Origin of the sequence: Streptomyces sp. NPDC058371 (assembly GCF_042723265.1) — a bacterium.
GTDB lineage: Bacteria > Actinomycetota > Actinomycetes > Streptomycetales > Streptomycetaceae > Streptomyces.
The window spans coordinates 106998-120914 of sequence record NZ_JBHXJC010000018.1 but is presented as its reverse complement, the minus strand read 5'-3'; the positions used below and the strand labels follow the sequence as shown (position 1 = coordinate 120914).

8 protein-coding genes are annotated in these 13917 nt (G+C 70.2%); 7 read left to right on the top strand and 1 reads right to left on the bottom strand.

Annotated elements, in window-relative coordinates:
* Window positions 1-434 precede the first annotated feature (434 nt).
* The 4 genes from ACFWM2_RS35865 to ACFWM2_RS35850 all read left to right on the top strand — a co-directional run bounded on the left by ACFWM2_RS35865 (window position 435) and on the right by ACFWM2_RS35850 (window position 7787).
* Window positions 435-2009, top strand: a complete 1575-nt coding sequence (locus ACFWM2_RS35865; protein WP_383288948.1) for a diaminobutyrate--2-oxoglutarate transaminase family protein — start codon at window positions 435-437, stop codon at window positions 2007-2009.
* A 648-nt stretch (window positions 2010-2657) separates the two neighbouring features.
* A complete protein-coding gene (locus ACFWM2_RS35860; RefSeq protein WP_383289092.1) occupies window positions 2658-4643 on the top strand; it encodes an IucA/IucC family protein in 1986 nt (661 codons plus the stop codon).
* Between the two features lie 39 nt (window positions 4644-4682).
* Window positions 4683-5486 (top strand): GNAT family N-acetyltransferase, encoded by an 804-nt coding sequence (locus tag ACFWM2_RS35855; RefSeq protein ID WP_383288945.1) that lies wholly within the window; start codon window positions 4683-4685, stop codon window positions 5484-5486.
* Between the two features lie 324 nt (window positions 5487-5810).
* Window positions 5811-7787, top strand: a complete 1977-nt coding sequence (locus ACFWM2_RS35850; protein WP_383288942.1) for an ATP-dependent DNA helicase — start codon at window positions 5811-5813, stop codon at window positions 7785-7787.
* 262 nt (window positions 7788-8049) lie between these two features.
* On the opposite strand, the gene lexA is transcribed toward ACFWM2_RS35850, so the two are convergent.
* The gene (gene lexA / locus ACFWM2_RS35845; protein WP_383288939.1) at window positions 8050-8826 is read right to left on the bottom strand and encodes a transcriptional repressor LexA; all 777 of its coding nucleotides are present in this window, start codon (window positions 8824-8826) and stop codon (window positions 8050-8052) included.
* A gap of 506 nt (window positions 8827-9332) precedes the next feature.
* Here lexA and nrdR point away from each other — a divergent pair.
* The 3 genes from nrdR to ACFWM2_RS35830 all read left to right on the top strand — a co-directional run bounded on the left by nrdR (window position 9333) and on the right by ACFWM2_RS35830 (window position 13900).
* Window positions 9333-9893, top strand: coding sequence for a transcriptional regulator NrdR (gene nrdR, locus ACFWM2_RS35840; RefSeq protein ID WP_383288935.1), 561 nt, complete (start codon window positions 9333-9335; stop codon window positions 9891-9893).
* A gap of 164 nt (window positions 9894-10057) precedes the next feature.
* A complete protein-coding gene (locus ACFWM2_RS35835; protein ID WP_383288932.1) occupies window positions 10058-12952 on the top strand; it encodes a vitamin B12-dependent ribonucleotide reductase in 2895 nt (964 codons plus the stop codon).
* A 264-nt stretch (window positions 12953-13216) separates the two neighbouring features.
* Window positions 13217-13900 (top strand): DUF6215 domain-containing protein, encoded by a 684-nt coding sequence (locus ACFWM2_RS35830; RefSeq protein WP_383288929.1) that lies wholly within the window; start codon window positions 13217-13219, stop codon window positions 13898-13900.
* Window positions 13901-13917 lie beyond the last annotated feature (17 nt).

The window sequence follows — 13917 nt, the reverse complement described above, 5'->3', positions numbered from 1 at the left end:
GACGTGAGTGAACTGTGCAGTGCCTCAGCGAGTACGTACGGATGCAGCGTTGTACGCACTCGCCCGGGTGCCACCTGGAACGGGAACCACCGCGTACGGAGGCTGGCGCGTACGTGTGCAGCCTCCGTACGAAGGCGGCTTCGTACGTGTGCAGCCTCGTATGGATCGGCCGGTCCGGACCCCTTCGGGTACGGACCGGGATTGCCGATCAACCGGCCGGAACCGGTGATCGTTCCGCATCCCCGAACGGCACCAAAGACTATGCGGTCGCTGTGGGGGACTTTCCACGGAACGGCAACGGTTCCGTCACGGCAAGGATCTTCGGCTCACCCGCTTCCCCGTGAGGGCCCCGTCGTTGGTACGTACGGGGGACCTGCAGCCTGCGCTCAGTTTCCCCGCCAACTCGCCTCTGAACAGCGGGAGGACCTGGAGTCGTGGACGTGACCGAGTCTGCGGTGGTGCCGACGGGGCGGGAGCCCGACAGGACGCGGGAGGGTGGCGGAGCCGAGGATGTGCGCGCGGCGCATGAGGGGCTCCTGCGCCGCCAGTCGGCGCGCGAATCGACGGCCCGCACCTATGCGCGCGCCCTGCCGATCGTGCCCGTGCGGGCACGGGGGCTGACGATCGAGGGTGCCGACGGGCGCCGCTATCTCGACTGTCTCTCCGGTGCCGGGGCCCTGGCCCTCGGACACAACCACCCGGTGGTCCTGGAGGCGATCAGAAAGGTCCTCGACTCAGGGGCGCCGCTGCAGGTCCTGGACCTCGCCACGCCCGTCAAGGACGCCTTCACGACCGAGCTGTTCCGTACGCTGCCGCCCGCGTTCGCCGACCGGGCGCGCGTGCGGTTCTGCGGTCCGACGGGCACGGAGGCCGTCGAGGCCGCGTTCACACTCGTGCGTGCCGCGACCGGACGCACCGGGGTGCTCGCCTTCACCGGTGCCTGTCACGACATGACCGCGGGAGCGCTCGAAGCGTCCGGGAGCGCGTCCGCCGTACGGGCGGCGCGTCTGCCGTATCCCCAGGACTACCGCTGCCCCTTCGGCGTCGGCGGCGACCGCGGGGCCGAACTCGCCGCCCACTGGACCGAATCGGTCCTCGACGACCCCAGGTCGGGCGTAGCGCACCCCGCCGGGATGATCGTGGAACCCGTCCAGGGCGAGGGCGGAGTGATCCCCGCCCCGGACACCTGGATGCGCCGGATGCGGGAGATCACCCGGGCCCGCTCCATCCCGCTGATCGCCGACGAGGTCGAGACCGGGGTCGGCCGCACGGGCACCTTCTGGGCCGTCGAGCACAGCGGCATCACACCCGACGTCATGGTCCTGTCCAAGGCCATCGGCGGCAGCCTCCCACTGGCCGTCGTGGTCTACCGCGAGGACCTCGACGTGTGGCAACCCGGCACCCACGCGGGGGCCTTCCGTGGCAACCAGCTGGCCATGGCCGCGGGCACGGCGACTCTCGCGTACGTCCGCGAGAACCACCTCGCCGAGCGTGCCGCCGTCCTGGGCACCCGCATACTGCGACAGCTCCGCTCCCTGACCGAGGAGTTCGCCTGCGTCGGTGACGTGCGCGGCCGCGGGCTGATGATCGGCGTCGAGCTGGTCGACCCGGAGTCCACCGACTCCGGGCCCCGTCCCGCCGCACCCGAACTGGCCTCCGCCATCCAGCAGGAGTGCCTGCGACGGGGTCTGATCGTGGAACTCGGCGGCCGCCACGCGAGCGTCGTCCGGCTCCTCCCACCCCTGACGATCACCGACGAGCAGACGACCGCCGTGCTGGACCGGCTGACCGACGCGGTCGAAGCGGTGGCCCGGGGACCCGCTGGGCGGAGCCCCGGTGGGCACGGATCCCCTGGGCGGGCGCGCGTCGGGGGTGTGCGCGTCGGGGGTGGGGACTTCGACGGTGGGTGCGTGGAGGGTAGGGACGTCGACGGTGGGTGCGTAGGCGGTGGGGACGTCGACGGTGGGTGCGTCGGGGACGTCCGGCCTGTCCGGCCCGGCTCGTGCTAGCTCGGGCCCGGTGCTGAGCGCACGGCACCTCGAGAGGGGCCCGCTGCTCGGGGCACCGCCCGAGGGCCCCGTACCTGGCCCGTCTTGCGGGTCGCGCAGCGGTCGCCCTCACCCGCAACCGCCCGGAACCGGCCCGGCCCCCCCACACACACCTCGCCGGTACCGGAAGAAGCCTGACCCGCCCTGACTTTGCCGGACCAGGAGAAGCGTGAACCGCCGGTACCGGAAGAAGCCGGACTCGCCAGGACCAGAAGAAGCGTGACTGGCCAGGACCAGAAGAAGCGTGAACCGTCTCAGACCTCGCAAGGAACTCTCGTGAACGCCAACACCGCATCCGACGGTCGCCTGCACGCCTCCGAGTGGGAAGTCCGCGGCACGCAGGTCCCGCCCGAGCGGGAAGCCCACGGCACCCAGGCCCTGTCCGCGCCGGTAGCCGGCGGAACTCAGACCCCGCCCGAGCGGGAAGCCCACGGCACCCAGGCCCTGTCCGCGCCGGGAGCCCGCGGCACGCAGGTCCCGCCCGAGCGGCAAGTCGGCGGCACGCACGCTCCCCCCGAGCCGGTAGCCGGCGGAACTCAGACCCTGCCGGAGCGGGAAGCCCACGGCAACCTGGTCCCACCCGAGCCGGTAGCCCTCGGCGCCCAGGTCCTGCCCGCGCCGGTAGCCGGAGGAGCCCAGCCGCCGCCCGAGCCGCAAGTCCGCGAACCGCAACCCCCGCCCCAGCCCGGTGCCGAGTCGGTCCCCCGGCAACGGGGCCACGCCTCGGAGACGGCGCTGTCGCGACCGCGGCAGACGGGCATCGCGGCGGACCTGCTGGAGCACCCCGATCCGTACACGGCTGCACAGGCGGCGGCCGTGGAGAATCTCCTGCGCTGCTGGGTACGTGAGAACAACCTCGTCGCCCCCGAGGACGGCACCCTGCGCATCCCCCTCCCCGCCACCGCCACGGCCCTCCTCATCCCCGTCCAGTACTGGTCCGCCACCGGATGGCACCGCTTCGGTCTGCCCTCTGTCGCCGACGCTCCCGAGTGGGCGCCCCCTGCCGATGCCGTCACGGTGGCGACCTTGCTGGCCCGGGAGACGGCAGGGCCAACGGCCGACGGTCGAGCCGACGGCGGCTCCGGCTCCGGGCCGGCACCCCGCCGCGCACCCCACGGCGGGAACAGCGACGGCAGTGACCTGACCGAACGCGTCGCCGACTCAGTACGTCGCACCGTCGTCTTCGTCACCGAGCGCCGCGAGCGCCCCGATGACGAGCCCGACCTGTTTCTCGCCGCAGAGCAGGCGCTGCTCCTCGGGCACCCGCTGCACCCGACGCCGAAGAGTCGCGAGGGGCTCTCCGAGGCCGAACTGCACCGATACTCGCCCGAAACGCGCGGCTCCTTCCCCGTGCACTGGATGTCGGTCGCGCCCGAGCTGCTCGCGTCGGACTCCGCATGGACGGAGCGAGGTCGCCCCGTGGCCGCCGCGCAGTTGACCGCGCGGCTCGCCGGCGACGGCACCGGCACCGGGCTGCTACTGCCCGAAGGACATGCAGCCCTGCCCCTGCACCCCTGGCAGGCCCGCGAGCTCCACCACCGCCCCGACATCACGGCCCTGCTCGACGCCGGCCTGCTCCAGGACCTCGGCCTCCATGGCGGCGCGTGGCACCCCACCTCCTCCGTACGCACCCTCTACCGCTCCGGCGCTCCCGCGATGCTGAAGCTGTCACTGGGCCTGCGCATCACCAACTCCCGTCGCGAGAACCTCCGTAAGGAACTCCACCGCGGCGTCGAGGTCCACCGCCTCCTGCGCACCGGCCTGTCCGGGCAGTGGCGTGCCGCTCACCCCGGTTTCGACATCGTGCGCGACCCCGCGTGGCTCGCCGTCACCGGCACCGACGGCAACCCTGTGCCAGGTCTCGACGTGATGATCCGCCACAACCCGTTCGGCCCGACGGACGACGTCTCCTGCATCGCCGGCTTCGTCTCGCCCCGGCCCCGGCCCGCAGTCGTCGGACGAGACCCGCTCCGCATGAGGTCCCGGCTTGCCGAGGTCATCACCCGGCTCGCCGGCCGCACCGGCCGTGCGCGCGGAGCCGTGGCCACCGAGTGGTTCCTGCGCTATCTGCAGCAGGTCGTGCGCCCCGTGCTCTGGCTGGACAGTGAGGCCGGGATCGCCCTGGAGGCACACCAGCAGAACACGCTGCTCCTGCTGGACCCCGAGGGGTGGCCCGCGGGCGGCCGCTACCGCGACAACCAGGGCTACTACTTCCGCGCGTCGCGCCGCGCGGAACTCGACGTCCGGCTGCCCGGCATCGGAGAGCACAGCGACACCTTCGTCTCCGACGAGGTCACCGACGAACGCTTCGCCTACTACCTCGCCATCAACAACGTGCTCGGCCTCATCGGTGCGTTCGGCTCCCAACGCCTCGCCGACGAGCGGCTGTTGCTCGCCGCCTTCCGCCTCTTCCTCACCGGCGTGGCCACCGGTCCGGACCGGCTGCGCACCTCCCTGGCCGCCCACCTGCTGGACTCGCCGCACCTGCGCTGCAAGGCCAACCTGCTGACCCGACTGCACGGCCTCGACGAACTCATCGGTCCCGTCGACACCCAGTCCGTCTACGTCACCATCGCCAACCCCCTTCATCCCTGAGGAACATGACCCACCCCGTCTCCTGAGAGGAGCGTCGCCGTGCCTCCCACCGATGCGAGCACCGACGCCGGAACCGCCCCTGCCCCCGTCACCGACGACGGCGCCGACCCGGGTCCCGGCCCGGACGCGGACGCGGACAGCGAGGAAACCCTCGAACTTCGCCTGCCCGACGAATTCATCGCGCTCTTCGCCGACGAGGCCAGGGCCCACGTCGAGGGCACCGCCGAGGAAGGGAACACGCGCGCGACGGTTTCCGGCACCCCGGCGGCCGACGACCTGCTCGACCGCGTCGGTGACTGGGGGCCCACGACCACCCCCGTCGGCGGCTTTCACCTCGTCCCCGTACGCCTCCAGCGCGATCTCCCGCTCATCGCCCGCTGGATGAACGACCCCGCCGTCGCCGCGTTCTGGGAACTGGCGGGTCCCAAGTCCGCGACCGAAGATCACCTCAGCGCCCAGCTCGGCGGGGACGGGCGCAGCGTGCCCTGCCTCGGCGTGCTGGACGGCACCCCGATGAGCTACTGGGAGATCTACCGCGCGGACCTCGACCCACTGGCCCGCCACTATCCCGCCCGCCCTCACGACACCGGAATCCACCTCCTCATCGGCGATGTCGCCAACCGCGGGCGAGGCTTCGGCTCCGCCCTGCTCAGAAGCGTCGCCGACCTCGTGTTCGACAAGCGCCCCTCGTGCGCGCGCTGCGTCGCGGAACCCGACCTGCGCAACACCCCTTCCGTCTCCGCATTCCTGAGCGCCGGCTTCCGGTTCTCCGCCGAGGTCGGCCTGCCCGCCAAGCGAGCCGCCCTCATGGTCAGAGACCGGGCCCTGCGCGATGTGTTGTAGCGCCATCACTTTTGGTACACCGCTCGCCGCGATCCGGTTCCCATGCGAGGAGCACTTCTTGCAGATCCCGTCAGCCGCCCCGGTTGCCGGCGGCCCGCGACCTCGACGACGGCCGTCGCCCTGGCGACACCACGACCCTTCTGAGCTGGGGAAAGACCGCCGGGAGTCCGACAGGCGACCCGCGCCTGTGCCGGCCATGGCGATCCGCGACGTCGTTTCCACCGCGACAAGGCACCACGCGCCTGCCTTGATCACGCCAGTCGCTGCCGTCGCACCCGTCGTGATCGCACGGTTGTCAGTCCCGCCCCGTAGGGTGGTCGGGCTATGACGAAGCCCTCACTCCCCGAACTCCTGCATGCTGCCGTCACTGCCGTCGGCGGTACGGAGCGCCCCGGCCAGGTGACCATGGCCGAAGCCGTTGCGGACGCGATCGACGACAGCTCCCATCTGCTGGTCCAGGCCGGCACAGGCACCGGTAAATCGCTCGGATATCTGGTGCCCGCGCTCGCGCACGGGGAGCGCGTCATCGTGGCGACGGCCACCCTGGCGCTGCAGCGGCAGCTCGTCGAGCGGGACCTGCCGCGGACGGTCGACGCGCTGCATCCGCTGCTGCGCCGCCGCCCCGAGTTCGCCATGCTCAAGGGCCGGTCGAACTATCTGTGTCTGCACCGCCTGCACGAGGGCATGCCGCAGGACGAGGAGGAGGGCCTCTTCGACCAGTTCGAGGCTGCCGCGCCCACCAGCAAGCTGGGCCAGGACCTGGTGCGGCTGCGGGACTGGTCGGACGAGACGGAGACCGGCGACCGCGACAACCTGACGCCCGGTGTGTCCGACCGCGCCTGGGCCCAGATCTCCGTGTCGTCCAGGGAGTGCCTGGGCGCCCAGAAGTGCGCGTACGGCGCCGAGTGCTTCGCGGAGATGGCCCGCGAGCGTGCCAAGCTCGCCGAGGTCGTCGTCACCAACCACGCGCTGCTCGCGATCGACGCCATCGAGGGTGCGCCGGTCCTGCCGCCGCACGAGGTGCTGATCGTGGACGAGGCGCATGAGCTGGTGTCCCGCGTCACCGGTGTGGCGACCGGTGAGCTCACCCCGGGCCAGGTCAACCGTGCGGTCCGCCGCGCCGCCAGGTTGGCCAACGAGAAGGCCGCCGACCAGCTGCAGACCGCCGCCGAGGGCTTCGAGCGGGTCATGGAGCTGGCGCTGCCCGGCCGCCTGGAGGAGGTCCCGGAGGATCTCGGGTACGCGCTGATGGCGCTGCGAGATGCCGCTCGTACGGTCATCTCCGCCATCGGCTCCACCCGCGACAAGTCCGTCCAGGACGAGGACGCCGTCCGCAAACAGGCCCTGGCCTCGGTGGAGTCCGTGCACGACGTGGCGGAGCGCATCGCGAACGGCTCCGAGTGGGACGTCGTCTGGTACGAGCGCCACGACCGCTTCGGCGCTTCCCTGCGGGTCGCCCCCATGTCGGTGTCGGGCCTGCTGAGGGAGAAGCTCTTCGCGGACCGCTCCGTGGTACTGACCTCCGCGACACTGAAGCTGGGCGGTGACTTCAACGGAGTCGGCGCGTCCCTCGGCCTCGCCCCGGAGGGCACGGAGGGCGAGGACCTCCCGCAGTGGAAGGGCGTCGACGTCGGCTCGCCGTTCGACTACCCCAAGCAGGGCATCCTCTACGTCGCCAAGCACCTCGCGCGCCCCGCTCGCGACGGGGACCGCGCCGACATGCTGGACGAGCTCACCGAACTGATCCAGTCGGCCGGCGGACGCACCCTGGGCCTGTTCTCCTCGATGCGTGCCGCGCAGCTGGCCGCCGAGGAACTGCGCACCCGCATCCCCGAGTTCCCCATCCTGCTGCAGGGCGAGGAGACGCTCGGCGAGCTGATCAAGAACTTCGCGGCCGACCCCAAGACCTGTCTGTTCGGCACGCTGTCGCTCTGGCAGGGCGTCGACGTCCCGGGCCCCAGCTGCCAGCTCGTCGTCATGGACAAGATCCCCTTCCCGCGCCCCGACGATCCACTGATGAGCGCCCGTCAGAAGGCGGTCGAGGACGCGGGGGGCAACGGCTTCATGGCCGTGGCCGCCACGCACGCGGCCCTGCTGATGGCCCAGGGCGCCGGCCGCCTCGTCCGCGCCTCGGGAGACCGCGGCGTCGTGGCCGTGCTGGATCAGCGCCTCGCGACGGCCCGCTACGGCAGCTACTTGAAGGCTTCACTGCCCGACTTCTGGTACACGACGGACCGTAATCAGGTGCGCAGGTCGCTGGCCGCGATCGACGAGGCGGCGCGGAAGACCGAGAGCGCGTAGCGGTCGACCAGTCGGCGAGTCGCCGGACAGCAGGGCCGCCGGGCACCGAGTCGCCGGACAGCCGGACAGCAGGACGTAGGGGTGATCGGCCCGCGGGCAGCAGAGCCGCGGGTCGCCGCCGTACCTGCGACCGGTCGGCAGAGCCGCAGACCGCCGTGCCGGTCACCGGGCGTGCGGACAGCACAGGGCCCCGGAACCGGCGCAGGTGGTCCCGGGGCCCGGTCAGGGGCGGGCGCGTGGTGTCTTCGCCCGCCGCGGGTTGTCACACCCGCCGCAGCACCGCCACCACCTTGCCCAGGATGGTCGCCTCGTCACCGGCGATCGGCTGGTAGGCCGAGTTGTGCGGCAGCAGCCACACATGGCCGTCCTCGCGCTTGAAGCGCTTCACCGTGGCCTCGCCGTCGAGCATGGCGGCCACGATGTCGCCGTTCTCCGCAACCGGCTGGCGGCGGACCGTCACCCAGTCGCCGTCACAGATGGCCGCCTCGATCATCGAGTCACCGACGACCTTCAGGACGAACAGCTCGCCGTCACCGACCAGCTGCCGGGGGAGAGGGAAGACGTCCTCCACCGATTCCTCGGCGAGGATGGGGCCACCGGCGGCGATGCGGCCCACGAGCGGGACGTACGACGCGGCGGGCTTGCCCGCGGTGTCCGTGGGCTGCGCGGAGGACTGGTCGGACCCCCGCACCTCGTACGCGCGCGGGCGGTGCGGGTCCCGGCGCAGGAAGCCCTTGCGCTCCAGTGCCATCAGCTGGTGGGCGACCGATGACGTGCTGGACAGGCCGACCGCCTGGCCGATCTCGCGCATCGACGGCGGGTAACCGCGCCGCTGCACGGAGTCCCTGATGACCTCGATCACCCGGCGCTGCCGGTCGGTGAGCCCGGAGCTGTCGGCCCGGATGCCAGGAGGTCGGCCGGGCAGGGAGCGCTTGGGCCCCTCATGATTCATGGCTTCGTTCATCGCATGCACCGGCTCGAGTCGGCCCTGGGAGCGGTCCTGGGCAGTGATGGTGGCGCTGTCTGCGGTGGTGGTCACGTCGGCCCCTCTCGATGGTCTCCCTGCTGGACAACGGTAGTTGCTTTCGAAAGGTTGCGCCAAACACACGTTCGAGTGAAAAATCGTGGATTACCCGCCGCGATCATGTGTCTAGGTGTATGGCCAACGCCGTGACTCACGGACAAAGTGCCTGACTGCTGTACTCTCACCGCCGGGACGGCGACCTCGCAGGTCGAGGCCCAGTGTGCCATCCGGCACCCCTTCGGCCGGGTACCGGCCCCCATCGGTGCGCCGCCCACCGTATCCCCGCGCGCCCCGAGCCGGTATGACCGTGCGGCACGTGCCAATTCATGTGCGACACGCGCGCCGTGAGTGAATTTACCTGCCTGGCACCACATGTAGTGGTTGGATTGCGGCAGCAGCCCAGAAGTTGTGGTCCCCCGGGTCTCCAGGTCACCGGTCATCGCCTATGCTGGAGGCTGCTTCGAGGGGCCCAAGGGGCCCTTGAGGTCTATGAGTCGTGCTGTGTAAGGAGGGTTGGAGCCATGCACTGCCCCTTCTGCAGGCACCCCGACAGCCGCGTCGTCGACAGTCGTACGACCGATGACGGCACGTCGATCCGCAGGCGCCGCCAGTGCCCCGACTGCTCCCGTCGTTTCACGACGGTGGAGACGTGCTCGCTGATGGTCGTCAAGCGGTCCGGCGTCACCGAGCCCTTCAGTCGTACCAAGGTCATCAATGGTGTCCGCAAGGCATGCCAGGGACGACCGGTCACCGAGGACGCGCTAGCCCAGCTCGGCCAGCGGGTCGAGGAGGCGGTGCGCGCCACCGGAAGCGCCGAACTGACCACCCACGACGTGGGGCTGGCCATACTCGGCCCGTTGCAGGAGCTCGACCTCGTCGCCTATCTGCGGTTCGCGTCCGTGTACCGGGCGTTCGACTCGCTCGAGGACTTCGAGGCCAACATCGCGGAACTCAGAGAACAGACACGGCGCCCCGCTGCGGACGAGGCGGACGACGAAGACGCCTCCGCGGAGCGCCAGGAAAGCGACCGCGGGTCCGGAGGGACTGCTCAGGTCCCCGTGCCCGCCAGCGCCGCCGACTGACCGGAGGCCGGCCCGGACGGACCGTCCGGCCCCGGATCGCCCGGCGGCGAACCAAGACCTGCTGCGAGCGGCCGTGCATACGGCGCGCGCAGTACCAGACACACACCGTGCCACGGGAAGAACGAGGCACTTCAGGGCGTTTTAGCCCGATACAGGGAGGCGGCATGACAGAGACGGCGAGCGGTCCGGCACGGGGTTCCCGCACCAAGGGCACCAAGGCCAGCAAGGGACTGCGCATCGAGCGCATCCACACCACTCCGGGCGTGCACCCGTACGACGAGGTGGAGTGGGAGCGCCGTGACGTCGTCATGACCAATTGGCGCGACGGCTCGGTCAATTTCGAGCAGCGTGGCGTCGAGTTCCCCGGCTTCTGGTCGGTGAACGCGGTCAACATCGTCACCAGCAAGTACTTCCGAGGTGCTGTCGGCACCCCGCAGCGTGAGGTGAGCCTCCGGCAGCTCATCGACCGCATCGTGAAGACGTACCGGAAGGCCGGCGAGGACTACAAGTACTTCGCCTCGCCCGCCGACGCCGAGATCTTCGAGCACGAGCTGGCGTACGCCCTCCTGCACCAGATCTTCAGCTTCAACAGCCCCGTCTGGTTCAACGTCGGGACGCCCCAGCCCCAGCAGGTCTCCGCCTGCTTCATCCTGTCCGTCGACGACTCCATGGAGTCGATCCTCGACTGGTACAAGGAAGAGGGCATGATCTTCAAGGGCGGCTCCGGCGCCGGCCTGAACCTCTCCCGCATCCGCTCCTCCAAGGAGCTCCTCTCCTCGGGCGGCAACGCCTCGGGTCCCGTCTCCTTCATGCGCGGTGCCGACGCCTCCGCAGGAACGATCAAGTCGGGCGGCGCCACGCGCCGCGCCGCCAAGATGGTCATCCTCGACGTCGACCACCCCGACATCGAGGGTTTCATCGAGACCAAGGTGAAGGAAGAGGAGAAGATCCGCGCGCTGCGTGACGCGGGCTTCGACATGGACCTGGGCGGCGACGACATCACGTCCGTCCAGTACCAGAACGCCAACAACTCGGTCCGTGTGAACGACACGTTCATGAAGGCGGTCGAGGCGGGCGGCAAGTTCGGCCTGACGTCCCGCATGACCGGTGAGGTCATCGAGGAGGTCGACGCCAAGTCGCTCTTCCGCAAGATGGCCGAGGCGGCCTGGGCCTGTGCGGACCCCGGCATCCAGTACGACGACACCATCAACGCCTGGCACACGTGCCCGGAGTCCGGCCGGATCAACGGCTCGAACCCGTGCAGCGAGTACATGCACCTGGACAACACGTCCTGCAACCTCGCCTCGCTGAACCTGATGAAGTTCCTCAAGGACGACGGCAAGGGCCACCAGTCCTTCGACGTCGAGCGCTTCTCGAAGGTCGTCGAGCTGGTCATCACCGCGATGGACATCTCCATCTGCTTCGCGGACTTCCCGACCCAGAAGATCGGCGAGAACACCCGCGCCTTCCGTCAGCTGGGCATCGGTTACGCCAACCTCGGCGCCCTGCTGATGGCGACCGGTCACGCGTACGACTCCGACGGCGGCCGCTCGCTCGCCGGTGCCATCACCTCCCTGATGACCGGCACCTCGTACAAGCGCTCGGCTGAACTCGCCGCGGTCGTCGGCCCGTACGACGGCTACGCCCGCAACGCGCAGCCGCACCTTCGCGTCATGAAGCAGCACTCCGACGCCAACGCCGTGGCCCCTCGTGTGGACGACCTGGACAGCCCGATCTGGGCCGCCGCCACGGAGTCCTGGCAGGACGTGCTCCACCTCGGTGAGAAGAACGGCTTCCGCAACGCGCAGGCCTCGGTCATCGCCCCGACCGGCACCATCGGTCTCGCGATGTCCTGCGACACCACCGGTCTTGAGCCCGACCTCGCGCTGGTCAAGTTCAAGAAGCTGGTCGGCGGTGGCTCGATGCAGATCGTCAACGGCACCGTGCCGCAGGCCCTGCGCCGCCTGGGATACCAGGAGGAGCAGATCGAGGCGATCGTCGCCCACATCGCCGAGAACGGCAATGTGATCGACGCCCCGGGCCTCAGGCAGGAGCACTACGAGGTCTTCGACTGCGCCATGGGCGAGCGTTCCATCTCCGCGATGGGCCACGTCCGCATGATGGCCGCGATCCAGCCCTGGATCTCCGGCGCGCTCTCCAAGACGGTCAACCTGCCGGAGACGGCGACCGTCGAGGACGTCGAAGAGGTCTACTTCGAGGCGTGGAAGATGGGCGTCAAGGCGCTCGCGATCTACCGCGACAACTGCAAGGTCGGCCAGCCCCTCTCCGCGAAGACCAAGGAGAAGGAGAAGGTCGAGGTCACGGCCAAGGCCGAGGAGACCATCCGTACCGCGGTCGAGAAGGTCGTCGAGTACCGCCCGGTCCGCAAGCGCCTCCCCAAGGGCCGTCCCGGCATCACCACCTCCTTCACCGTGGGTGGCGCCGAGGGCTACATGACCGCCAACTCCTACCCGGACGACGGTCTCGGCGAGGTCTTCCTGAAGATGTCGAAGCAGGGCTCCACCCTCGCCGGCATGATGGACGCCTTCTCCATCGCCGTCTCGGTCGGCCTGCAGTACGGCGTGCCCCTGGAGACGTACGTCTCGAAGTTCACGAACATGCGCTTCGAGCCGGCCGGCATGACGGACGACCCGGACGTGCGGATGGCCCAGTCGATCGTCGACTACATCTTCCGCCGCCTGGCACTCGACTTCCTGCCCTTCGAGACGCGCTCCGCGCTCGGCATCCACTCCGCCGAAGAGCGTCAGCGTCATCTCGAGACCGGTTCGTACGAGCCGTCCGACGACGAGGTCGACGTCGAGGGTCTGGCCCAGTCGGCGCCTCGGGCGCAGGAGTTGAAGGCCGTCGTCACGCCCAAGGCCGAAGTCGAGGCGGCCGCGCCCGCCCCGCTGCAGGTGCACACCAGCGCCGAACTGGTGGAGATGCAGCTGGGCATCCAGGCGGACGCCCCACTGTGCTTCTCCTGCGGTACGAAGATGCAGCGGGCCGGTTCCTGCTACATCTGCGAGGGCTGCGGTTCGACCAGCGGTTGCAGCTGATGTCGGTCGTCTGCTGATCACGAAGTAGCAGGTCAGGGCGGTGCAGCCGGTATCCGGCTGCGCCGCCCTCGGCGTTTGTCGACGCGCGGCCGTCGTGTCTGCCGCGTCCCGGCGCCGGCGCCGGGACGCGGCCCGGCAGCGCTCGGCCATGTGGCGCACAGGGTGGGCCATGGCAGAACTCATTTCTTCACGAAACGATCACCGGTTAATCTCCCTCAGCGCACATCGGTCGCGCAGCGGGAGGGTGGGGGAAAAGTGGGGGCAATGGGCGAGGACGAGGCCGTATCCCAAAAGGGCATGAGTGCGGGGGCCCAGGCCGTTGCGGCGGTGGTGCTGGTAGGTGGCCTCGCGGCTGTCCTGTGGGAACTGAAGGACACACAGCAGGCCCCTTACAACAGCAAGCCGGCGGTCTGCTCCAGCACGCACACCGCCAAGCCGTCGAAGCGTGTTTCCGGAGCGCAGTTGTGCACGGCGCTGAACCGCCCGGACCTTCCGGCGCTCCTGGGAACCCCGGAGGAGCAGGCGGAGACGGCCGATGGCAGCGAGAGCTCGTTCACGCCCGCCGGCGGCACCAAGATCACCAACCCCGAGGCGGACGTCACGCTGAAGACGTACTCCGTGCAGCTCTCGGCCTCGTACGACCGTCTCTCGGTCGCCCGGACGGCCGCCCTCCTCGGGGACTCCGCCGAGCGGCAGACGGTTCTCGGGCACCCGGCGGTCCTCTACTCGGACCGGACCATCTCCATCTCCCTGATCGGCGGCGCCACGGCCGAAGCCGGTCCCGGTGGCATCGCCCGACGTCTGCTGGTCGCCAGGAGCGCGAAGGACGGCGGCGGCTCCTTCGAGGTCGTCATCTGGCGCCAGGACGCCGTGCCGCCGGACGACGCGGCGCTGTTCCGTGTCGCCGAGCAGGTGCTGCCGACGGTTCCGGGGTGGACGGCCGGCTGAGCAGTCGCGTCCGCCTC